This is a genomic window from Roseivirga misakiensis (assembly GCF_001747105.1).
In the GTDB taxonomy this organism is placed as follows: domain Bacteria; phylum Bacteroidota; class Bacteroidia; order Cytophagales; family Cyclobacteriaceae; genus Roseivirga; species Roseivirga misakiensis.
Genome location: NZ_MDGQ01000005.1, coordinates 1,070,205 through 1,094,165, shown reverse-complemented (window position 1 = coordinate 1,094,165; position 23,961 = coordinate 1,070,205). Strand labels below are relative to the sequence as shown.

Here is a 23,961-nt window from a genome sequence, read left to right as displayed (position 1 = left end):
TCGGAGTGGCTTTTTTCAGATTTTTTGATGGCTTATTTGCTTACTAAGCCTCCTTTGGCGCTGTCTACCGTGATGGTATACTTGCCTTTGCCACTAACAATCCAGCGTACAGTTACTGTACTATTTCCTGGAATGTTGGCCAACTCTAACTTTTGAGGATTATGTTTTTGCTCAGTAGTAAATCCAAAATCTTCATTCTGAACCGTCATACCTGCTTGAACATTAACGCCTGATATGCTGATATAATCAGGTCTTTCAATTTTATACTTCAAATCCTGAGAAGCATGCGTTGGCATTAGTCTTTCATTCTTGATGGTGGCGGTGATTTCTCTCAAGCCTCCTCCCAAATCTTTCTCTTTAACCTCTCCTATGCTCAGTTTCGGCATATGAAAAGCATGATAAAGTGTGAAAGCCATATTTCTATGCAACTCTTCCTCTAACATAAAACCAGGAGTTGCTCTACCGAAGTTCTTTTTGAACCCACCAATCTCTATTTCTCCATAAGTTGGGTGATTGTAAGGCTTCCATGGTTCGAAAGCATCTCCCATTAACAACTCGGTATCGATGTCGTAGTTAAGGTTTTGCCCTCCCTGATTATTCTTGTAATAGGCAAATCGGGTGAAAATCTCGTTGGTGAAGGTGTAAATACCTCGACTACCGTACATCCAGTCCAGCTCTCCGCCAAATACTGAATAAAGGTCTTTGTAAACCACTAGGTATCTATAACCAGGCATTATCTTCTCTCCTTTTTGACCTATGGCATCATAGATTCTAAGATCTGCTCTGTTATATGTCGAAAGATCTTCTTGAGCACCAGGACCACGAAGGATCATTCCCCCAGAGTTGTGGTAACTTTGTCCACCAGCAATGTTCGGATGTGCCAAAACAAAATCTGCAACGTTTCTATTTTCAGGCACACTAAACGGATACTTGTACGCGCCACCTTGAATGTAATCAGGTTGCCATTTCCACGCCCAGTCTCTATTTGGATCGTAATACCCTACTCTATCTTCGTTAACTCTACCATCGCCATCATTGTCAATTCCTTCTTGACCTAGCATTTCGTATCGCTGTACACTAGCAGGCACGTTATCGTCCACACCGACCAAGATCATTTTTCTTGGATCTTTCGGGTCTAAAATAAAGTTCCCAGTATTACTTTTTCTCCTCATTTGAGTGATAGAACCGTTACCATCCAGATCGTCTGGTGCATCTTCGTCAAAAAGACCATCTCTATCATCGTCCAAAGGAATCATCCCCGATCTTGGAGAACTACCTGTATTCGGCTCCTTCATATAGTTATTCCTCGCATCAGGATTGATGGTCGGTACGATATAAAAGATGCGGTCATCGAGCATTTTGGTGATATAATCAACATCGCCATAGTTCTCAGTTAAGTACCAAGCGGTATAGATCGAAATTTCAGCTCCTTGAATTTCATTTGAGTGAATATTACCATCGATGTAGAAACCTGGTTTTCTATGTGGCTCTCCCTTTTCGAAGTTTGTAATCTGTAGCATCCACATGTCGCGTCCTTCATAGGACTTTCCAATAGATACTCTTCTTACTAGGTTAGGGTGCGCATCGGCTATCTTCTTGGTGAGTACAGCGTGTCCTTCCGCAGTGTAGTATCGGTTAAAGCTAATTTGTACTTTCGGATTGTGAGGTGAACCAACGGCTCTAAATATTTCATCCGCACTTTGGGCATAAGCTGCAGCAGTAAACCCAAGTAAGCAAATCGATAAAACGAGTTTGTTTATAAAGTTTTTCATGTCGGCTTATTTAAGATTTACGTTTGTTGAAGTGAATCCAATGTGGGGTGCACCAGCTTCAAGAGAAACTGTGCCTTTTCCTTTAACGAGCCAAGTAAATGATACCGAATCGTCACCGTTAATAGAAGGGATCAAATTAACTTTTCGACCAGAAACGATCTCTTGTCCTTTTCCTAATTTCAATTCCATCTTAACGCGTCTTAACCAACGCGATCTTGATCCCATTTGTGAGTGGGTTGGTAAAGTGCCACCATTGTACAGGTCTACCGTAATTCGGGTCATGCCTTTTCCGACAGACTCAGCCCTCAGGTTGATCAATTCAACACTTGCCTGCATTTCGGCCAGTTCCATGATAAATTTGTTATGCTTACTCGCCAAATCGTCAATCATTGAAATTGGCGGGTTTAGCATGTTGAATGGTGCAATACCACCCACTTCTACTTTTTTACCTGGAAAATCTGGGTGATCCATCTCGGTCCATTGTGCGAAATAATTCGAAAGGCCTTCTTTCTCAGCCCATCTTAGATAATTGACCTCTCTATTCTTATCGGTATTTTTCTTCATGGTAGAGTCACCTTTTACCATCGGTGCCCACCATCCTGGTGTACTGAAACTAAGTCTTCCAAAGTGGAAATATGCCCATTGATTAAAGCTACCTCCAGGCTCCACTGATGGCGGAGCGTCTTTTGTTCCTACAGTTTTATTGTATTTACCTGAAACCAATTTGTTTATAGTTTCATCGTTTCTGAGGACACTAGTTACTACTCTTTTGGACGCGCCTGCTCTGTTGTACCTCCAAGCACTAGATAAGTTGTTTCCAGGCCCAAAGGTCATAATGGCGTAAACGTTCCACTTCGTATACAGGATGTCCAATAGTGCTCTATTCTCCAATTCAGACACAGGATGCTCACCAGCACCTGGTGTAAAGTAGTCGTAGGAAAAAGTTAAACTCTTGTTGAAGTAAATTCCGCCATCACCATCTTCATTAAAAGCGCCATCCTTATCATTATCGGCTCCTTCGGTAAACAAGTGGTATTTACCTTTTTCGCCTTTAGATTTATTGGCCTTGATCATTACTCTATCGTCCGCTGGGTGTGTAATCCAATCACCCGTAGCATCTTCAACTCTCATCATTGTGATCATACCATCACCATTCAAATCTTCAAATGGATCTTCATTCATTCGGCCATCACGATCGTCGTCCGTCTTCTTTGCGTTAGCACTTCTACCGTATTTAAGATTGGCAAAATACTGTTCTGTAGCGTCAGGGCTCATGTTAGGAAATACATAATATGTTGTATTGTCCAACGCGCCGAGGTTGTTTTTAACAATATCTTCGGCAAAACGCACAGCCATTTCTACGCCTAACAGATGTTGTCCTTCAACTCCACCTACCACAGCCATGGCTGGTTTATTTTCCATATCTCCGGTACCCAAAGTGAGCATCCAGACATCTTTACCTCCTAATGTTTTTGTAATGGACTTTAGCGTGGCGGCATTTGAGGAGTTTGCCAATCCACGAAGTCGTTGGGCCAGTTGACTTGCATTATTGTAGTCTTGTGCCCACATCATCTGGGTCAAGAACATCAATGCTGCAACCAGTCCAAACTTGTTCCGATTGAATCTCATATAGTTTTAATTAATGATTTTTGAGTTTAAAAATTCTGTCTAATTAAACTTCAAGGACTTAAATGTAAAAGCTTAGTGGATGTGAATGGCAATGAGGCCATTTGGGTGGGCTAAAGCGTGACCACTAACTTCCCGAATTGTTTTCCGGCTTTCATATCATCGAAAGCAGAAATAATATCTTCAAAAGGCCTTACGGAGTCTATTATTGGGTGAACTTCGTGTTTTTTGACAAACGAAACCATATCTTCAAACTCGTGATCATTTCCCATGGTAGATCCTTGTAGGGTGATCTGGTTCCAGAACATTCTGAACATATCTAGTTTTTCGGGTGTGCCGTTTGTTGCGCCATAAAAAACGATTCGACCAGCGGGTTTCATTATCTTAATAAAATCGTTGATTTGATTCCCTCCCGCACTATCTATCACTACGTCGAATCCTCCGGAGATTTTATGTGCTTCTTTAAACCACTGATCGTCTTTATAATTATAACCTGCTTTTGCGCCTGCATTTAGACACTTTTCGATTTTATCACTAGATCCTGAGGTCACGTATACATTAGCTCCTATGGCTGTGGCAAAGAGAAATGCGAATTGTGCCACACCACCTCCTGCACCAGAAATTAATACGTTATCACCCGGTTTTAAATGGCCGTGATGAAATATCGCTCTAAAGGCTGTTAAGCCTCCCAAAGGTAACGCTGCTGCTTCCTCCCAAGAAAGGTGTTCTGGCTTATCGGCCAAACGATTTTCATGAACAACTATATACTCCGCAAAAGTCCCATTCTTCGGCATTCCCAACACTGAATATTCTTTGGACTGTGCCATATCATCACTTCCCCATTTCACATTTGGATTAATGATAACTTCATGACCAATAAGACTATCACTGACATCTGGTCCTACTTTTTCCACAATTCCAGCGCCATCTGAACCCAAAACGCTTCCAAACTTTATATTCGGATACATTCCTTGCCTAATCCATTGATCGCGTCTATTCAGTGCCACAGCTTTTAGCCGCACTAGCACTTCATGTTCGCCCACTTCGGGTAAAGTGACATCAGAAATTAAAAGTGGCTCGGTCTGATCGGTGATTAATAAGGCCTTCATTTGTTAGGATTTAAAACGGTGCTTCCTCTCCTCCCGTTGGCAAATTCGGGGTATCACCTCCATTGGCCTTACTTTGGAAGGTCATGGCACCGCCACCAGCACCTGATTCGAAACTAGAAGTTCCATCGGTCGGGAATGAAGAGCCATAAGTACCGCCAGCATTCATATCTAGATCGGCAAACTTGGTGTACTTACCCACAAATTTGAGTTGTACATTTTCCAGTGAACCATTTCTATGCTTAGATATAATGACTTCACCCATACCGGTGGTTGGCATACCATTCTCGTCTTGTGTAATACCATAGTATTCAGGACGATAAAGGAACATTACCATATCGGCATCTTGCTCAATTGACCCTGATTCCCTGAGGTCGGAAAGCTGGGGACGCTTATCTCCGCCTCGGGTCTCAACGGCTCTACTTAATTGTGACAGCGCAATTACTGGCACATTAAGCTCCTTAGCTAAGTTCTTCAAAGAACGAGAGATAGAGGCGATTTCCTGTTCACGGTTACCACTTCCACCTCCACTCTTTGAGGAGTCGCCTGACATTAGCTGCAAGTAATCAATTACTATTAACTGAATGTCATGCTGTTGTTTCAACCGCCTACATTTCGCCCTCAATTCGAGGATCGAAAGCGCGGCGGTATCATCTATAAATATGGGGGCTTTGGTTAAATTTGCTGTTTTATGGACAAGTTGTGCCCATTCGTGTTCGGCTAAAGTACCTTTCTTGATCTTTTCACCTTCCAATTCTGCTTCTCCTGAAATCAGTCGATTCACTAATTGAACTGATGACATCTCCAAAGAGAAAATTGCACAGGCCTGACCGTGATCTACAGCCGCATTTCTGAGGGCAGATACCACAAAAGCAGTTTTACCCATAGCAGGTCTAGCCGCAATAATGATCAAATCTGATCTTTGCCAACCTGAAGTAACACGATCTAATGCAGTAAATCCAGAAGGCACTCCTGTGAGTCCATCTTGATGGTCTTTTCTGGCTTGAATTTCTTCTAAAGCAGTCGCCATGATATTACGCATGCTATCGTATTCCTTCTTCACGTTTTTCTCCGACACTTCAAAAAGTGACTGCTCCATTTTGTCTAGAAGCTGGAACACATCCGTAGTGTCTTCAAACGCATCTTTTTGAATTTCAGAAGATATTCGAATCAGCTCTCTTTTAATCGATTGCTCAACTACGATTCTTGCATGATACTCAATATTGGCTGCCGAACTTACACGGTTTGTTAACTGCGTAATGTAATAAGGACCACCAACGATTTCGATTTTACCCGACTTTCGTAAATGGCTAGTAACTGTCAGAATATCAATTGGTTCTGACTCTTGGAAAAGCTCGTAAATAGCTTGATAAATCTCTTTGTGCGCTTCTTTGTAAAAAGAATCTGGCCGAAGAATATCAATAACATTGGTTAGTGCATCCTTCTCTAGCATGAGCGCTCCCAATACCGCTTCTTCTAGGTCTACTGCCTGAGGTGGCAACTTACCTAATTGGGCTGCTTCGGCGAGTCCTGCTCTAGGCTTATAACCTGCTCTTGATATGGCCGATTTATCTTTTTCCATTATTCAAACTTATAGCCTAATCGTTCGTCGAACAACGATTACTTTCTTTTCTTTTAATCAACTTATCCACGAAGTTTTGCACAGTCTTTTTTTGACATTTTAAGCCCCCTTTTTAGAACATAACGAAATTGGGAGGGCGTTTCTTTTCTCTTATTTTTGACGAAGACTTAGCCACTTTTTCATGATCACAAATCAACGCATTCACTTTATCGCCATCGGCGGGGCTGTTATGCATAATTTAGCCATTTGTCTTAAGAATTTAGGCAATAATGTTTCTGGGTCTGACGATGCCTTCTTCGATCCATCAAAGACCAACCTAAAGGATCACGGACTTTTACCTGAAGAAGATGGATGGCATGAAAACCGAATCAATTCTGATTTGGATTTGATCATTCTAGGTATGCATGCTAAAGCGGATAATCCCGAGCTTTTAAAAGCACAAGGACTGGGACTTAAAATTTTATCTTTCCCCGAATTCATTTTCGAAGCTTCTAAGGATAAGAAAAGGGTTGTTGTTGCAGGAAGTCACGGTAAAACCACCATTACGTCCATGATTATGCACGTGCTGAAATCGATGGATAAAGAATTTGACTATCTCGTAGGTGCCCAGTTGGAAGGTTTCGACCAAATGGTGCAACTAACCGATGCACCTTACATTATAATCGAGGGCGATGAATATACTACCTCTCCCCTAGACCTTACTCCTAAATTCCTACATTATAAACATGACTTAGCCTTGATTTCAGGGATAGCATGGGACCACTTTAATGTTTACCCAACAATAGATAACTATATAGATCAGTTTCGAAAATTCATCGATTTGACGCCTGCAAATGGCAAAGTATTTTATGCCCAGAGCGATAAGGCGCTTTGTGACTTGGTGAAGGACATGGGAAGCCCTTCCAACTTAATACCTTACGGTCCACATGAATCGGTTATCAAGGACCAGGAGACTTTCCTTCTACATGAAAATGGAGAAACTCCTGTCCAAGTATTTGGGCAACATAACATGCAGAACCTTCAGGTGGCTAAGTATATTTTGAACAGTTTAGAGGTGACCGATGCCGAGTTCTATCACCATATACAGTCTTTTGCGGGCGCTTCTAAAAGAATGGAAAAGTTGGGCGAAAATGAGCAGAGTACAGTATTTAAGGATTTTGCTCATGCACCGTCGAAACTAAAAGCTACTTCGACAGCGGTAAAGGATCAGTTTGCCAATCGATCGCTGGTAGCATGTATAGAACTACACACGTTTAGCAGCCTGAATAAGGCCTTTATTAATCAATATGAGAGCACTTTCGACGCACCTGATGAAGCCTTAGTTTTTATAAATCCGAAAACTGTTGCTGCCAAAGGGCTAGAAATGATTAGTGAAGACGAGTTAAAAAAAGCGTTCAATAGAACAGATATTAAATTATTCACCCAAGCCGGGGTACTTGAAAAACATCTTTTATCTCAGAAATGGGAGGCCAAAAACCTACTTTTAATGAGCTCGGGCAATTATGGCGGCCTAGACTTAGAAATGATCAAAAACTCAATACTCAATTAACAATATCTCATGCAACTCAACCTAAAAAACCCGCTCGTCTTTTTTGACTTAGAAACTACAGGCATTAATATCTCCCAAGACAGAATTGTTGAACTGGCCATGCTGAAAGTAATGCCTAATGGTGATACGGAAAAGAAAGTACAGCTGGTAAACCCCACCATTCCGATACCTGAAGAATCTGCTATGATCCACGGTATCAGGGATGAGGATGTGAAAGACAAACCAACTTTCAAGGAACTGGCCAAAAACTTGGCTAAGTTTTTAGAAGGCTGTGATTTGGGGGGTTATAATATAGTAAGGTTCGATGTGCCTCTTTTGGTTGAAGAGTTTTTAAGGGTTGATGTTGATTTTGATGTCGCTAACAGAAAACTAATCGATGCCCAAAAGATATTTTTCTTGATGGAGCAACGAACACTTTCGGCGGCTTATAAATTTTACTGTGGAAAAGAATTAGTTGGTGCGCATGGAGCTGAAGCAGATAACGACGCGACATTCGAGGTATTTAAAGCCCAAATAGAACGCTATAATGGCATGAATGTAACAGATGCTTCGGGAAGAGCGGTTGGCAAAATTGAAAATGACATGGGGGCCATACATCAGCTTGTGGCTTCTAGAATGGTAGACTTGGCTGGAAGGATTGTTTATAATGACAAAAACCAAGAAGTTTTCAATTTTGGAAAGCACAAGGGTAAGCCTGTATCCGAAGTTTTTGCCAAAGAACCAGGCTATTACGATTGGATGATGCGTGGAGATTTTTCATTAGACACTAAAAGGAAGCTGACAAAAATTAAATTGAGTGGCTTTAAAATGGGGTAACCCATACGAATTAGGACTCATGAAAAAGGTAATAATCTCTGGTAGTTCTAGAAATGACGGCGATACTTCTGCCTTAGTCAAAATGCTCGTAAAGCATTCGAATTGGGATGTCATCAATTTAATGGATTACAAAATCGATCATTACGATTATAAACACGAAAATCAGCAAGATGACTTCCTTCCGCTGATTAAAGGTTTAATAGACCAATACGATACCTTCATATTTGCCACGCCAGTTTATTGGTATGCGATGAGTGGCGTTATGAAGGTCTTTTTTGATAGAATTTCTGACCTACTCACCATAGAAAAACCTTTGGGAAGAAGGTTGAGAGGAAAACAGATGGCTGTTATAAGTACTTCGAATGGAAACAACCTAGGCAAATCATTTTGGCTACCATTTCAGGCTTCCTCAGAATACCTCGGTATGACTTATTTAAAAGACTTGCATACCATCAGTGGCGAGTTAAATGAGGAAGAACTCATTCAATTCATCCAACAGGTTGACGCCCACTAATGCGGTTTCCTTATCGTGTCTGATGCCGCAATGAGTTACCTAGATAGACTTATTAGCCGCTGATTCGAACCGCTAAGACATTATTAAAAACAATTCATCAAAGTCGAATTTTTTGAATCAAATTACTGTTCATATTTGTACCACAAAAATGTGGATAATAGACCGATAAAAAGGTAAAAGAAATGGCGAACAGTAAAGTGCTCGATTACATCAAAGAAGTGTTAGAAAATATGCCTTCGGATTGGCTTAACCTAACAACTCACCGACTAGATATATACAATGAAAAACTAGCTAAAACTGAGTTTTTAGATCAGTTCGAAACGCTATTCAATGCGTATAACACCAACAAGACTGCACTAAATGAGCTGAGTACGGCCTACGACTACATTCGGTTGGGTCACCCATTATCTTCTGTTTTAGAATGGACCATAGCCAAGTTAAACGGGCTAGATGCCGCAAGCGTAATCAGCTTTTCTTCAAGGACTGCGCCTATATTGGCTGTTTTAAGAAAGAATCTCTTAGATAATAAGGATACACAAATAGTCTACAGGGATGACTTGCCAACTTTTTTTGATCCTGAAATAGTCAGAAAAGTCTATGGCTATCAATTTCAACTAAAGCGAGTTGAAAGCCTGAATGAAATTACGGACTTTGAGGGTAGTACGATTTTTATATCAGAAGAAGACTTATCAGAAGGTTTAAACCTATCTAACAGCATTGACTTCCTCATCAACACCTACCATAACTTAGGTAGCATCATATTGGTAAATGGTGAGGACAATAAAGAATACATCTCTGAAATTCAGCACGTAAGAAGAAGAGAGACTATTGCCATGACGCCCGCCAATTCGCTAACTGTCCTGCAAGAACTGATTCGCATAACTGACTCGAATTCTACTGTCAGGAATCAGGCATCTGACAAAAACCAAGTGCTTGAGTCTATAGCCGAAATTACGGGAACTAATACTGGCGCATTAGTGGCCTCAAGCGGGCTTTCCATCCAATATGCAATAGTGATGGGACTGGTACATCATGCTATGGAGGCTTATCCAAGCAAAGCCATCAAAATTGTTGTTCCTCCCAATTGTTATGGTGGAACCAATGATCAGGCAAGGCGTGTGGCCGCTTGTATCGACAACGTAGACATTGTTGACTTGCCTGTTGATGGAGATAACGACATGGTTCAAAGTGTAGAGACCGTCTTGGACCAAATCGCTCAAGAGGACGCTGTGCCTTACATAATTGCTGAAATACCGACCAACCCAAGAGTTGAAGTGCCGGACTTAGTCAAGTTAGAAGAGGCATTGAGCAGGGTGCGTAAAACGGCCAATGGAGCGCATGCTGTTGCCCCAGTTTTCATTCTAGACCAGACATTTTGCCCTAATGTTCATTTTTTAGGTGAACAGGATATATTGGCATCGGTTCAGACCATCGCCTACGTTAGTGGGTCTAAATTCCCAAGCGGCGGCAAGTGTACAGCAGGCTTTGCTGTGGCAAATCAGAAAGCAGCGGTACTGATGAGTAATATAGATCTGCATTTGAAACTATGCGATAATGAAGCCACAAGTCTGCAAATGGAGATTTTGGCTAAGCAATTGCCTTCAATGACACAAAGGGTAAAAGATGCATATGACAATACACGAGAGTTTGTTAATTTCATTGAAGAAGTATTACCCGAAGCAAAAATAAACTTCGTTTCAGAGACCTTGGCCGAACAGGGATTTACACCTTCGGTATTTTCATTGGACTTACCAACAAAAGGAAATACAGATGAAGAAAGAGAGGCCTACAAAAGAGCACTTAACCTGAAACTGATCGATTTAATGATCAGTGAAATTCCACACGAAAGTAAGTACTGTGTGAGTTATGGCCAATTGAAAGGCTGTTATTGGACCATTCCAGCTACATCTACGCAAGGCACTACCAAAGAAGGTGATAAGGACTACATTGCTCGTGTGGCACTTTCTCCAAATATGGATTTAGAGCTCCATAAGAAGGTGTTTTCAGATTTCGTGGCAAGCATTTAAACTTGTCTTTTTCAAAGCATTCTAGAGCTAGAATTCGTCCTGATTACACTATATTTAAGTCATCACATTTGAGCCGGTTTTTGGATTACCAAATGTGACTTCATTTAAATATTATTTTCAGTTCCTCTGAGTCTATACTCAAGAAATAGTAAGCACTATGAAGATCATTGCTATTGGCAGAAATTATACTGCACACATAGAAGAATTAAAAAATGAGCGTCCTTCTGAACCTGTCATATTTATGAAGCCAGATACGGCTTTGTTGCGTAACGATGCTCCCTTTTACTACCCAGATTTCTCAAAAGACATTCATTATGAGGTAGAGGTGTTGATCAAAATTTGTAAAGAGGGCAAATACATAGAAGAACAATTTGCGCATAAGTATTACCAAGAAGTTGGGATAGGTGTGGACTTTACAGCTCGGGATCTTCAAAGCAAGTGCAAAGAAAAAGGTTTACCATGGGAAATAGCGAAGGGTTTTAATGGCTCAGCTCCTATTTCAAACTTTCTTCCCAAAGAAAACTTTAACCTGGAGGACCTCAATTTCTCTCTTTCAAAGAATGGAGAACCTGTCCAAAAAGGCAATACAAGTCTGATGCTTTACAATTTCGATCAAATCATTGCATATATATCGAAGTTTTTCACGTTAAAAACAGGGGATATTATTTTTACTGGTACCCCTGCGGGCGTTGGCCCTATAGTTGTTGGAGATAAGCTAGAAGCTTATATTGAAGAAGAAAAACTACTCGAAGTTGAAATCAGATAAACTATTCCTTTTCTTATTTCTATTACTCACAAATGGTCTTCATGCCCAATATCAAGGCATTGAAAAAGACTACTTCGATTTCCCTATAAAACCTGATCAAATCAATTACCTAAGTGGTACAATGGGTGAATTGAGATCTAGTCATTTTCATGCGGGACTTGATATTAAAACTGCCGGGAAAGAAGGCTTGAAAGTGTACACTTCAGCTGCCGGCTATGTTAGTCGCATCAGGATAGGCACGGGAGGCTATGGCAACTGTATTTATGTGCAGCACCCTAATGGTACGACAACTGTTTATGCTCACCTACAAAGTTTTAACCCTATAATAGCGGCCTATGCCTTAAAAGAGCAGTATAGACGGAAATCTTTTGCCGTGAACCTTTTTCCAAAGCGTGGTGCATTAACACTGAAACAAGGTGAAGTACTGGGGTTCTCGGGTAATTCTGGATCATCAACCGGTCCACACCTACATTTTGAAATCAGAGGAGCCAACCAAGAAGTACTGGATCCTCTTAGAATTGGTTTCTCGGAAATATCGGATAACATCGCTCCGGCGGTTCAAAAAGTGGCATTGAAGGCCATGGATATTCAATCCAGAGTCAGCGATCAGTTCGGTAGATTTGAATTTAATTTGGCCAGAAACGGCAATAACTTCAGCATAAAAGACACCATTGAAGTACTCGGAAGAATTGGTCTGGAATTATACACCTTCGATCAGCTCGATGGTGCTGCCAATAAAAATGGAGTTCCTTTAATTGATCTGTATGTTAATGATGAACTTTATTTCGAGCAGAATATTGATTCGATAAACTTCTCACAACAAAAGAACATTCTCATCCATACCAATTACCAAGCGCAAAAAGAATCAAGGCGTAGGTTTAATAAGCTTTACATAGATGATGGCAACTCTTTGAAATTCTATGATGAAGTAGTAAATGATGGCATTTTAAATGTTGAAGCCGGTGAAGTTTTATCAATTCGAGGAGAATTGAAAGATGCCTATGGCAACGAAAGTACAGTTCAATTCACGCTTAAAGGTAAATCTAGACCTGAACAAGTTGACGTTGAAATTTTAAAGAAAGGAGATACTTATATTCAGGACAACACGCTGATTTTCTACTCGGAACGAGACTCTTTACTCAATAAGATTACACTCTCCAACCAAGAAGGCTCACTTTTATTAGAACCAACTTATTATAACACTGAAACGAATGTATACTTGATTGACCTCAGGAAATTCCTTCCTCAAAGTGTGACATTTAAGAATAATACAACGCCTCTCCACTTTGCCGATAGAATTCCTGCTGCAAACGAATACGCTTTCTTGGGCGACACATACTCGCTCTCTTTTTCTAAAACATCGCTTTTTGATACGGTATATATCCGAGCACGACACTATTTGGACAAAGAGAATAAAGAAGTTTTCGAAGTCGACGAAGATATACATCCACTGAGGGGAGCTATAAATGCCGAGTTTCAGCCACTTGGTCAGTACGATGAATTAGATAAATACCACGTCTACAATATTTCTAATCCTAGGCGACCTAGTTTTATCGGTGGCAAATACAAAGAAAATCGGTTTGTGTTCTCATTTAGAAGTTTTGGTACATATACAGTCTTAAAAGATGAAGTCCCTCCTACGATCAAGAAAAGAAGTCTGAAAAATGGAAGAATTAGCTTTACCATTAAAGACAGTCTCTCGGGAATCAGCAGTATAGAAGCCAAAATCAATGGTCAATGGATTTTAATGAAATACGAACCTAAGAGAAGTTTGATTTGGTCAGAGCGATTAGATAAAAACAAACCGTTATTTGGTGAGTTTGAATTGAGAGTGTCAGATAACGCTGGCAACGAATCTATTTTCAAACAAAAAATTGAATAAAAAATGGCTTTAAGTGTAGGCGATCAAGCGCCAAATTTCGAAGGAATTGATCAAGATAATAACCCAATTAAACTTTCAGATTTCAGCGGTAAAAAACTAGTACTTTACTTTTACCCAAAAGACAATACTCCTGGCTGTACAGCACAAGCGTGTAACTTAAGAGACAACTACGACGCACTTTTGAAAGCTGGGTATGCAATAGTAGGCATCAGTTCCGACTCGCCTAAAAAACACCAGAATTTCATTAAGAAATTTGAACTTCCATTTCCACTTATTGCAGACGAAGACAAGAGTATCCACGAGCAATTTGGCACTTGGGTAGAAAAATCTATGTACGGAAGGCAGTATATGGGCACGGCAAGAACTACATTTGTAATTGACGAAAACGGTGTGATATCGGAAATCATTTCAAAAGTGAAGACCAAAGATCATACAGCACAAATAATGGCTGAATAGCCATAACCTTAATTTAACCAAATCTATAGTGAGTAAACCAACAACAGCAGAACTAGAACGTATCGCTTCGCAAGTGAGAAGAGATATTGTTCGTATGGTCCATGGTGCTAGTTCGGGTCACCCCGGCGGATCATTAGGATGCACAGACTTTTTAGTAGCACTGTATTTTTATGCCATGAAAAGAAAAGAAGGTTTCGACCCAAATGGGATCGACGAAGACCTTTTCTTCTTATCTAACGGACATATTTCACCAGTTTGGTACAGTGTTTTGGCAAGGTCGGGTTACTTCGAAACTTCGGAGTTAGCTACGTTCAGACAAATTGATTCTAGAGTTCAAGGACACCCTGCTACTGAAGAAGGTTTACCAGGAATTAGAATTGCATCAGGTTCGCTAGGCCAGGGTTTATCCGTGGCCTGCGGTGCTGCTCAAGTAAAAAAACTAAATGGCGAAAGCACTTTAGTTTATGCGCTTATGGGCGACGGTGAACTTGAGGAAGGGCAAGTTTGGGAAGCTGCCATGTATGCGGCACATCACAAAATAGACAACATTATAGCCACGGTAGACTACAACGGCCAGCAGATTGATGGCCCTACTGATGAGGTAATGTCCCTTGGAGACTTAAAAGCTAAGTGGGAAGCCTTCGGTTGGACTGTCATTGAAAGTCAAGGAAACGATATGGCTTCAATTGTCAAGAGTTTAGACGAGGCCAAGGAATTGACAGGTCAAGGTAAGCCGATCTTAAACTTGATGACCACCGAAATGGGCTTTGGCATTGACTTTATGGTGGGCACGCACAAATGGCATGGAATTGCACCAAATGACGAGCAACTCGCTGACGCTTTGAGCCAATTGGAAGAAACTTTGGGAGATTACTAAACTAGAAACGATGACAAAATTTACTTATACAGATAAAAAGGATACGCGTTCTGGTTTTGGTGCTGGTTTGGCCGAACTCGGCAGAACAAACCCCGATGTTGTAGCGCTGTGCGCTGATTTAGTCGGTTCTTTGAAGATGCAAGAGTTTATCAAAGAGAATCCAGATCGATTTTTCCAAGTTGGAATCGCTGAAGCCAATATGATGGGCTTAGCTGCGGGTATGACTATCGGAGGTAAAATTCCTTTTACAGGAACTTTCGCCAACTTTTCCACAGGAAGAGTTTATGATCAAATCAGGCAATCTATCGCATATTCTGATAAAAATGTGAAAATCTGTGCATCTCATGCTGGTTTAACACTCGGTGAAGATGGCGCAACGCATCAAATTCTTGAAGACATTGGAATGATGAAAATGTTGCCCAATATGACCGTGATCAACCCTTGTGATTTCAATCAAACTAAAGCAGCAACCATCGCTATTGCTGATCATCATGGGCCAGTTTATTTAAGATTCGGAAGGCCTGCCGTTCCAATATTTACTCCAGCTGATCAGAAGTTCGAAATTGGTAAAGCACTACATCTAATTGAAGGTTCAGATGTAACAGTTTTCGCTACGGGTCACTTGGTATGGGAGGCTATTGAAGCAGAAGCGGTATTGGCTCAAGAAGGTATAAGCGTAGAAGTCATCAATATTCATACAATTAAACCTCTTGATACAGAAGCAATTTTAGCCTCAGTTGCTAAAACTGGTTGTGTGGTCACCGCAGAAGAACACCAAATGAACGGTGGCCTTGGAGATAGTGTAGCACAAACACTTGCGCTAAATCATCCTGCACCATTGGAAATGGTTGCTGTCAACGATTCTTTCGGCGAAAGTGGAAAGCCAGCTGAACTCATGACTAAGTATGGAATAGACGCTGATAACATTGTGAAAGCTGTCAGAAGAGTGATCGCTCGGAAGTAAGCTTATTCAACTCCTAAAATATAAAGCCTCGACTTGTCGGGGCTTTTTGTTTACCTAACGGTAAAATTTATCCACTCAGCTTAATCTCGAAATTAGGACCTGATAAACTTCCATCTTTGACTAAACACTATAGCACAATGGAAGCCAAAAGAATTTCTAATCCGACTATACTTATTGTTGATGACAGCAGTCTAAACGCAAGAATACTATCCTCTTGGTGTGCCAAATGGGGATTTATAGCAGATGTCGCTCTAAGCGGAAAATCGGCCATCGAAAAAGCATATAACCACGATTACAGCTTGATCATTTTAGACATTTTACTTCCAGACATTTCTGGCTTTCAAGTCTTTGAAGAACTTAGTGTTTATCGGCCACAAATGAATGTGATATTTCAGAGCGGCATCTCAAAAGAGGAATTCAGATCAAAAATCAAAAGAGAGGCTTTTTTCCTCCAAAAGCCTTATTACCCCGCTGAAATGAAAGAGTTGATAGAGTTTAATTTCGAAAAGACGAATATTAAAATGCTAGCCTAATCCAAAGAGATAAAGTAGATCGGCTCACCCCAATAAGCGAATTCTCTTAGAATAGAATATGGCCTATCCTTTGGCAAATCATCGCTATAGCAAATGTAATAGCCCTCTTTGAGTGTTTGTGATTGGTACAGTGGTTCTTCTCTTTCTCTTTCTATGTAGTATACGATCGTCAAGGACATTCTGACATCACCTAGCCGATGAAGAGGTTGGCCTTTGGTAATCTCAGCGATCTCTAAACCCAAAGTTTTATCTTCAGCAGCGCCTGTTTCTTTCTGGCGTGTTTGTGGAACTATGCTAGAAAAAGTGAATTTTACAGCTACCATTAGGCAGATCATAATTATATAAGGTCTGACGCCTTTTGCCAGAAACATATACCACAGAATCGCGGCTATAATCAACAGCACTACTACATAAACATAGAGGTTATCTACGTTCTCTAAACCGTCCACAAAAAAGCCTATGGGTGCTATCAGAGAAAACAGAATAAGAAAGACAGTTATCGCAACTTTGTAAACCTTAGCCCAGCGTATTTCTTTAGCATTTGTTGCGATGTAAATAATCGGGATGATCAAAAATGGCAACAATGGGTAGATGTACCTCGATTTGGCCTCAATCGAAAACCAATAAATCAAAAAGTTAAAAGAGAAAACCAGTACGCTATACCAGACTAATGGGTTTGATTTGAGTTTAGCTATCGTCCCTTTTTTAAACAGAACTGGCAATAAGAGCCCCGCAGGAAGGATATTCTTTATCGTTTCTAATGGAAAGGCCACTAAATGGTTTAAAAACTTCAGAAAGCCACCTTTTGTCGCTTTATCAGCGGATTCCGAAAGCAAGGTGGACCACCAACCCGAAACATCTTGGTATTGACTGTACATAAAAAAGTACCCACCAACGAGCCCAGAAAAAACTAGGATTCCAGAAATATGTGGTAACCTCAATAGTGTTTTGAATTCCTTTTTCTGTATAAAATAGACCAAAAGAGTAATTGCCGTAAATGGCAAAGAGGTCAATCCTTTGGTAAGAAAGCCAATGGCCGTGAGCGCATATACGATTAAAAAAAGCTGCCAATATTTGCGCTGCTCACCAAAGTGAAAAACTGCAAACATAGCGGTAGTCGTAATCAAGGCGTAGAAGAGATCAATCTCTCCTATTGTACTGAAATAAACGAGTATATCTGCTGATACTAGCAAACTTATGGAGACTAAAGCTGCTCTAAATTGACCTAAATAGCGCTTTACGAAGGCAAAAGTTAAAAGAGATAAGATTAAATGGCTGAGGACCGAAAAGAACCGAGTAGCAAACTCCGAGTACTGACCAAATAACTTATAGCTAGCAATAAGTACCCAATTATATACAGGTGGTTTCCTGAAATACAAATCGCCGGTTTGTGTTGGTACCCAGAAATTGTCTTGGAAAATCATTTCTAAAGCAATAATCCCCCGTCGTGGTTCCTCTAAGTATAATGGGTAAATACCTAATTGGTAAAAGAAAGAGAATATCAACAGCACCAAACCGCCGAAAAGCAGTTGTTTTTCTGACTTGGAGAAAGGGCGTTGATCAATCATCGCTCAAAACTAATAGAACAAAAGAGATCGATTAGCATATCTTGATTAATTTCGCATATGGACGCTAAAAGTATCTTCCTAAACCATCTGGCCCAAACTTCTCCTCACCCATTGGCTATAGCGGTAGATTATGCAAGTGGCTCATATATTTACGATCAATCGGGTAAAAAATACCTTGACCTCATTTCTGGAATAGCGGTTTCTAACATCGGCCATTCCCACCCCGCTATTATCAAAGCAGTAAAGGAACAAGCAGAAAAATATATGCATGTAATGGCCTATGGAGAATTTATTCAGGCGCCACAAAACAAGCTTGCAAAAAAATTGGCGGACTTACTTCCCGAAGTTTTGGACAGTTCCTATTTCGTAAATAGTGGTGCTGAAGCCAATGAGGGTGCATTGAAATTAGCGAAACGTATTACTGGAAGAACTGAAATAGTTGCCTTCAAAAAATCTTATCATGGCAGCACACACGGAGCGCTTAGTGTTTCTGGAAACGAAGTAAAGAAGAACGCTTTTCGTCCTCTTTTACCTGATGTCAAGTTTCTTGAATTTAATAACCCAGACGATCTAGTAGGAATTACTGAAAGAACCGCTGCAGTGATCATTGAACCCATACAAGGAGATGCTGGTGTTAGAATTGCCGATCAAAATTATCTCAATTCACTTCGTAACAGGTGTACTGAAGTCGGTGCCCAATTAATTTTCGATGAGATTCAGACAGGCTTCGGAAGAACTGGAAAACTCTTCGCATTTGAGCATTACGGTGTCACTCCCGATATTCTCACAATAGCGAAGGCCTTTGGTGGTGGAATGCCTATTGGTGCTTTTATTAGTAGCAAACCCAAGATGAATTCTTTGACACACAATCCGATGTTAGGCCATATTACTACTTTCGGTGGACACCCTGTAAACTGTGCCGCGGCTCTTGCAAACATCGAGGTCATTCAAAACGACAGACTCATCGATCGAGTCGAGTCAAAGGGAAAACTCCTAGAAGAGCTTATCGCTCACCCGGGTATTAAAGAGATTCGCAGAAAAGGGTTAATGTTCGCGATAGAGTTTGAAACAGCGGATTTAGTCCAGAAAATTGTAAAGCGCTGTATCGAAAATGGTGTGATCGCTTTTTGGTTTCTATCTTGTCCTGAAAGTTTCAGGTTAGCGCCTCCAATTAATATATCGGATGAAGATATTCGTGAAGGAGCCAGAATTATTCATGAAGCGATTTCAACTTGTTGTTAAACAAAAAACCACCACGAAAAATCGTGATGGCTTCTCTAGTGTCGAAACTTATAATCTTTAATTAGAACCTGACATGATAGTACCGGAATAGTCACTTTGTCTAAGGATTCTCACCTTATCCGACCCCATTACCACGTAATCAACTCTAAATTTATTCATGTCTTTAATGCTACCGTAGCAAATGAGCAACTGTGCTTCACATCCTATGGTAATACATTTTTCTACCTCTTGATCTCTAATGGCAATATTGATAGGTTCTGCATTAGCACGCGCTAGAACAATACCTGAATTACCTTGAATCGCCTTTTTAAATGGATAAATATGATACTCTGGGCCAAGTTTATCGACTTGAAACTTATCTAGATCGATCTTAGATAAAGCATCATCTGCAAGAAGTGTAACAAAACCATCTTTCACCCCGAGTGCGGCGTTTTCAACAAATTCACCATTACCAAGATGGACAGTAGCTCCTAACAACAATCTTCCTTCCGTCATCTCCTGATAAGAAGACGAAAGCGGAGATTCCGCGCAAGAAAAGCCAACAATGGCCAATACTACTATGGCAAAATTTCTAAATAACTTCATGGTTCAGTTTCCAAAACAGTGATTAATCACTGTTTCTAAATGATCCTTAGTACACTTAACGTAAAACGAATACGCTGGTTACTGGTATCATTCTAAATACGAAATTACGAAATTCTCTCGACTATCAAATTATGATTGGTGTAAATACAGATGTCAGCAGCAATATTTAAGCTGTCTTCGACAATTTTTTGACTTTCAAGATGTCCGGCATGCTTTGTTAGTGCCTGAGCTGCCGCTTGCGCATACATACTCCCCGAGCCAATTGCCGCTATGCCATTGTCAGGTTCCAACACATCGCCAGTGCCTGAAAGGATTAGAATATCTTCTTTGTCAGCCACGATCAACATGGACTCTAACTTTCTTAAGTATCGGTCCATACGCCAATCTTTCGCCAATTCGATCGCAGCTCGTTTCATATTCCCGCCATAAGCCTTGAGCTTCTCATCGAATCTTTCCAGTAAAGTGAAAGCATCGGCAGTAGAACCTGCAAATCCAGTAACAATCTTTCCATCTTGTAACTTTCTGATTTTCTTCACATTGCTTTTAGCCACAGTGTTTCCCATCGTTGCTTGTCCGTCGGCTCCAATTGAAACTGAACCATTATGTCTAACCGCTAGCACGGTAGTCGATCTTATTTTCGTCATGATTTTATTCTATTAAAAAAGAAAGTCCCGTATGACTACGGGACTTTGATCACAATGTTTTAAACGAGTAGTCTTACGGGATCTTCAAGTAAGGCCTTAAAGTCCTTCAAGAAAGCAGAACCTACAGCTCCATCCACTACCCTATGGTCACAAGACATCGTTACCTTCATCATATTACCAACGGCAAGCGCTCCATCTTTAACAATAGCAGTTTGCTTAATGCCCCCAACAGCCATAATACAGGCATCTGGTGGATTAATAATCGCGGTGAATTCTTCTATTCCGAACATACCAAGGTTAGAAATAGTGAATGTATTACCCTCCATTTCGTTTGGTTGTAGCTTCTTATCTCTCGCTTTACCACCCAATTCTTTCACTTCAGCAGAAATGTGTGAAAGTGGTTTGTTATCGGCAAACTTAACTACTGGTACAAGTAGCCCTTCGTCAACAGCTACGGCCACACCAATGTGTACATGATGGTTGATTCTGATTCTATCATCTAACCAAGAAGAGTTAACTCCAGGGTGCTTCCTCAAAGCAACAGCTACGGCTTTAATCACCATATCGTTGAAAGAAATCTTTACAGGAGAAACCTCGTTCATACTTTTCCTTGCCTCAATTGCCTTATCCATGTTTATCTCCATGGTTAAGTAGAAGTGTGGGGCAGCAAATTTACTTTCACCCAATCTTCTAGCGATTACCTTACGCATTTGACTGAGTTTCACCTCTTCAAAGCTCTCCTCTCCAACTACTTTCGGCAGTTGAATTGCTGGTGCGTCTGGTGTGCTGGCACTAGCGCTTGACGCAGGTGCCTGAGCTGCTGGAACATAAGATTCAACATCTCTTTTGACAATTCGACCAGCCTCGCCAGTTCCCTGAACAAGACTAATATCAATACCTTTTTCGGACGCTAAACGTTTAGCAAGCGGGGAAGCTTTCACTCTACCAGTAGCTTGTACTGGGGCCTCCGTTGGCGCTGGTGCGGCAGCAGGAGTTGATGCAGCAGGAGCTACTTCGGCAGGTGCCTCAGTTGCCGGTGTATCTTCGGCAGGAGCTTCATTTTCACCATCAGCTTTTATCAATGCTTCATAGTCAGCACCTGGCTCGCCAACAATGGCTAGAATACCATCAACCTTTACCGACTCCCCTTCCGAAGCCCCTAGGTAGAGGACAGTACCCTCGTCATAAGACTCATATTCCATGGTGGCCTTATCAGTTTCCACTTCTGCGACCAACTCACCTGACTCCACTGAGTCTCCAACGTTTTTATGCCATGCTGCGATCACACCTTCTTCCATGGTATCGCTCATTTTGGGCATTCTTACGATTGTAGCATTAATGCTGCTCGTATCTATTTTTTCTTCTGAAGAAGCTGGAGCAGGACTTGAAGCTTCAGTTGCAGGAGCGGCAGACTCATCACTAGAGGCTGAACCATTGAGCAATGCTTCGTAATCCTCGCCATCGTCTCCAACTATGGCCAAAACGCCATCTACTTGGACAGCTTCGCCTTCGGTAGCGCCTAAATAAAGTACCGTGCCATCGTGGTAAGACTCATAGTCCATTGTGGCTTTGTCAGTCTCTATTTCGGCCATTAATTCGCCAGACTCTACTTTATCTCCAACTTTCTTATGCCAAACAGCGATTACACCTTCTTCCATGGTGTCGCTCATTTTGGGCATTTTTACAATTTCAGCCATATAACTCTGCAAAATTTGAGCACCAAAAATAGCTGTTAATCACTCTATATTCAAATATATATGTGGCTATTCTGATTGCTTTTTTTTCGGCGAATTTGCAATCGATTGCGGACTCAACCTGCGACATCCACCAGTAGGTTTAGATCAGTATTTTTTTATATCTTGAAATGAATTTTTCAAAACCATTTCATGCCGATCAACTTCTCAATAGCTGCAAAAGTTCAAACGATTAGTGAAAATTTCTCTGTTGAATCTTCTGAGTTATATCAACCAACCTACAATGCACAACCGAGTGATCTGCTACCCGTAATTACCAGCGAAAACCCCGAGGGGTTATCCTACTTTTATTGGGGAATCAATCCGTCGTTCACAAAGAAGAAAGGGGTTGCCACTAAACTACTTTATGCCCCTGTCGAGGATATTTTGACAAAACCCAGTTTAAAAAAATCACTCCAGTTACAGCGCTGTGTTATCTTAGCCGATAGTTTTTACGATTGGAAAGAAATTGCTAAGAAAGAAAGAGTGCCCTATCGGTTCCACCTTGCTGACAATAAACCTTTTGGTATTGCGGGACTATGGCATACGTTCGAATCGGATAACGATGAGACGATTCACACTTTCATGATGATTACCACACCAGCTTCGCACGAAGTGAAGAAGGTATCTGAAAGAATGCCCGCTATCTTAAATGAGGACTTTATGGTAGAGTGGTTAAATGACTCCCACACTGCGGAGAGTATTATTTCGATCATCAAACCGTTCGAAGAAGAACATATATTTCAGCACCCTGTTAACCCGAAACTTTCCGACCCAGCATTCAACAATCCAGATTTATGGAAAAAGGTGCCACCAGCTAATCAATTCGGAAATTTAACGCTGTTCAATTAGCGTTGTAATCTGACTTTTACGTTCTCTAATTCGATTTTAGATAACAGTTTCAATTGCTCCGTTTCAAAAGCATAATCAAGTTCTTGTGCAGGAAAGTCTTTGTCAATTGAGTAGTTCATATAATCCTGAAACCTAATACCCTCTATTTCTCTGGCATTATAAGCCTCTCTAAAACGAACGCCTCCACCATTGATATTGAAACTGTAGGCTAGATAATCGATCGTGAATTCATCTTTATTGATCCAGTAGATGTAAACATCTTCAAAATCTTCGCCTCCACCATTTTCACCATAGGTTACTTCCACTTTGTAGTATTCTTTGTCTTTGATTTTCACAGAGCGCATTAGCTGGCGGTTAACGACAGGGTCATCTAAATTAAAGGGCAATAGCGCAAAATAAATAACGGAGTTTGTTGCTGTTTTGTAACTCCGCATGTTCTCCCTGTTGAGTTGAATCTCTTCTTGATCAATCATCCGTTTGAACTTTTTATTGGACCACACATCCTTAACCATACCATCTTTACTTCTGAAGGTACGCTCATAAACATATTGACCGTCGCTGATTTTTGCTCTGAAGTGTCGGCTACGAAAGTCAAATTCGACTTCCATATTATCATAATTCTCTCCGCCATGCCGTGCCACGGCTTTTTGGATTATATCATCTACCGTGAGTGTCTTCGTAGAATCTCCACAGCTCTCTAAAGCGATAAGACTCACTAGTAACACACAGAAAAGATTGTAATTCTTCATCTATTGAAAAAACCCTATCCGAATTGTTACGGAAAGAACTCAAACAGGTTGTGAAAGATTTTCACTTTTATCAAAAAGCGCGGGGGACAAAATTAATTGAATCAAAGAACCGTCAAAT

The 23,961-nt window shown here is 40.8% G+C and carries 21 protein-coding genes; 12 read left to right on the top strand and 9 right to left on the bottom strand.

The annotated features are described in order from the left end of the window. Window positions 1-32: 32 nt before the first annotated feature. From BFP71_RS12450 to dnaB, 4 genes are all read right to left on the bottom strand, one after another. Window positions 33-1,772, bottom strand: coding sequence for a M14 family metallopeptidase (locus BFP71_RS12450; RefSeq protein WP_069835791.1), 1,740 nt, complete (start codon window positions 1,770-1,772; stop codon window positions 33-35). A gap of 6 nt (window positions 1,773-1,778) precedes the next feature. Then, window positions 1,779-3,401, bottom strand: coding sequence for a M14 family metallopeptidase (locus tag BFP71_RS12445; RefSeq protein ID WP_069835790.1), 1,623 nt, complete (start codon window positions 3,399-3,401; stop codon window positions 1,779-1,781). A gap of 110 nt (window positions 3,402-3,511) precedes the next feature. Continuing rightward, window positions 3,512-4,507 (bottom strand): quinone oxidoreductase family protein, encoded by a 996-nt coding sequence (locus tag BFP71_RS12440; protein ID WP_069835789.1) that lies wholly within the window; start codon window positions 4,505-4,507, stop codon window positions 3,512-3,514. Window positions 4,508-4,517: 10 nt separating this feature from the next. Continuing rightward, window positions 4,518-6,086 carry a replicative DNA helicase gene (dnaB, locus tag BFP71_RS12435; protein ID WP_069835788.1) on the bottom strand — a complete coding sequence of 523 codons (1,569 nt, stop codon included), beginning with the start codon at window positions 6,084-6,086 and terminating at the stop codon, window positions 4,518-4,520. Window positions 6,087-6,267: 181 nt separating this feature from the next. Between dnaB and BFP71_RS12430 the strand changes: the two genes are divergently transcribed. The 10 genes from BFP71_RS12430 (at window position 6,268) to BFP71_RS12385 (ending at window position 16,470) form a co-directional block, all read left to right on the top strand. Beyond that, the gene (locus tag BFP71_RS12430) at window positions 6,268-7,635 is read left to right on the top strand and encodes a UDP-N-acetylmuramate--L-alanine ligase (protein WP_069835787.1); all 1,368 of its coding nucleotides are present in this window, start codon (window positions 6,268-6,270) and stop codon (window positions 7,633-7,635) included. Window positions 7,636-7,644: 9 nt separating this feature from the next. Then, a complete protein-coding gene (locus BFP71_RS12425) occupies window positions 7,645-8,451 on the top strand; it encodes a 3'-5' exonuclease (protein ID WP_069835786.1) in 807 nt (268 codons plus the stop codon). 19 nt (window positions 8,452-8,470) lie between these two features. Then, the gene (locus BFP71_RS12420) at window positions 8,471-8,965 is read left to right on the top strand and encodes a flavodoxin family protein (protein ID WP_069837065.1); all 495 of its coding nucleotides are present in this window, start codon (window positions 8,471-8,473) and stop codon (window positions 8,963-8,965) included. Window positions 8,966-9,147: 182 nt separating this feature from the next. Next, window positions 9,148-10,992 (top strand): PLP-dependent transferase, encoded by a 1,845-nt coding sequence (locus BFP71_RS12415; protein WP_069835785.1) that lies wholly within the window; start codon window positions 9,148-9,150, stop codon window positions 10,990-10,992. Between the two features lie 157 nt (window positions 10,993-11,149). Continuing rightward, window positions 11,150-11,758: a fumarylacetoacetate hydrolase family protein gene (locus tag BFP71_RS12410; protein ID WP_069835784.1), complete on the top strand. Its 609-nt coding sequence runs from the start codon at window positions 11,150-11,152 to the stop codon at window positions 11,756-11,758. Then, a complete protein-coding gene (locus tag BFP71_RS12405; protein WP_069835783.1) occupies window positions 11,745-13,640 on the top strand; it encodes a M23 family metallopeptidase in 1,896 nt (631 codons plus the stop codon). The genes BFP71_RS12410 and BFP71_RS12405 overlap by 14 nt, the downstream gene beginning before the upstream one ends. A gap of 3 nt (window positions 13,641-13,643) precedes the next feature. Next, a complete protein-coding gene (bcp, locus tag BFP71_RS12400; protein ID WP_069835782.1) occupies window positions 13,644-14,096 on the top strand; it encodes a thioredoxin-dependent thiol peroxidase in 453 nt (150 codons plus the stop codon). Between the two features lie 28 nt (window positions 14,097-14,124). Continuing rightward, a complete protein-coding gene (locus BFP71_RS12395; RefSeq protein WP_069835781.1) occupies window positions 14,125-14,973 on the top strand; it encodes a transketolase in 849 nt (282 codons plus the stop codon). Window positions 14,974-14,983: 10 nt separating this feature from the next. Continuing rightward, a complete protein-coding gene (locus BFP71_RS12390; RefSeq protein WP_069835780.1) occupies window positions 14,984-15,937 on the top strand; it encodes a transketolase family protein in 954 nt (317 codons plus the stop codon). A gap of 116 nt (window positions 15,938-16,053) precedes the next feature. Next, window positions 16,054-16,470, top strand: a complete 417-nt coding sequence (locus BFP71_RS12385) for a response regulator (RefSeq protein WP_176723361.1) — start codon at window positions 16,054-16,056, stop codon at window positions 16,468-16,470. On the opposite strand, the gene BFP71_RS12380 is transcribed toward BFP71_RS12385, so the two are convergent. After that, window positions 16,467-18,038 carry an ArnT family glycosyltransferase gene (locus BFP71_RS12380; RefSeq protein WP_069835778.1) on the bottom strand — a complete coding sequence of 524 codons (1,572 nt, stop codon included), beginning with the start codon at window positions 18,036-18,038 and terminating at the stop codon, window positions 16,467-16,469. The genes BFP71_RS12385 and BFP71_RS12380 overlap by 4 nt on opposite strands. A 57-nt stretch (window positions 18,039-18,095) precedes the next feature. Here BFP71_RS12380 and BFP71_RS12375 point away from each other — a divergent pair, with 57 nt between their 5' ends. Next, window positions 18,096-19,280: an aspartate aminotransferase family protein gene (locus tag BFP71_RS12375; protein WP_069835777.1), complete on the top strand. Its 1,185-nt coding sequence runs from the start codon at window positions 18,096-18,098 to the stop codon at window positions 19,278-19,280. A 57-nt stretch (window positions 19,281-19,337) separates the two neighbouring features. Here the strand turns inward: BFP71_RS12375 and BFP71_RS12370 are convergent, their stop codons facing one another. From BFP71_RS12370 to BFP71_RS12360, 3 genes are all read right to left on the bottom strand, one after another. Then, window positions 19,338-19,865, bottom strand: coding sequence for a hypothetical protein (locus tag BFP71_RS12370; protein WP_069835776.1), 528 nt, complete (start codon window positions 19,863-19,865; stop codon window positions 19,338-19,340). 104 nt (window positions 19,866-19,969) lie between these two features. Continuing rightward, the gene (gene hslV, locus BFP71_RS12365) at window positions 19,970-20,509 is read right to left on the bottom strand and encodes an ATP-dependent protease subunit HslV (RefSeq protein WP_069835775.1); all 540 of its coding nucleotides are present in this window, start codon (window positions 20,507-20,509) and stop codon (window positions 19,970-19,972) included. Between the two features lie 59 nt (window positions 20,510-20,568). Further along, a complete protein-coding gene (locus BFP71_RS12360; protein WP_069835774.1) occupies window positions 20,569-22,206 on the bottom strand; it encodes a pyruvate dehydrogenase complex dihydrolipoamide acetyltransferase in 1,638 nt (545 codons plus the stop codon). A gap of 189 nt (window positions 22,207-22,395) precedes the next feature. Between BFP71_RS12360 and BFP71_RS12355 the strand changes: the two genes are divergently transcribed. Further along, the gene (locus BFP71_RS12355; RefSeq protein ID WP_069835773.1) at window positions 22,396-23,094 is read left to right on the top strand and encodes an SOS response-associated peptidase; all 699 of its coding nucleotides are present in this window, start codon (window positions 22,396-22,398) and stop codon (window positions 23,092-23,094) included. Here the strand turns inward: BFP71_RS12355 and BFP71_RS12350 are convergent. Then, on the bottom strand, window positions 23,091-23,843 hold the full coding sequence (locus BFP71_RS12350) for a DUF6503 family protein (protein ID WP_069835772.1): 753 nt from the start codon (window positions 23,841-23,843) through the stop codon (window positions 23,091-23,093). The genes BFP71_RS12355 and BFP71_RS12350 overlap by 4 nt on opposite strands. Between the last annotated feature and the right edge of the window lie 118 nt (window positions 23,844-23,961).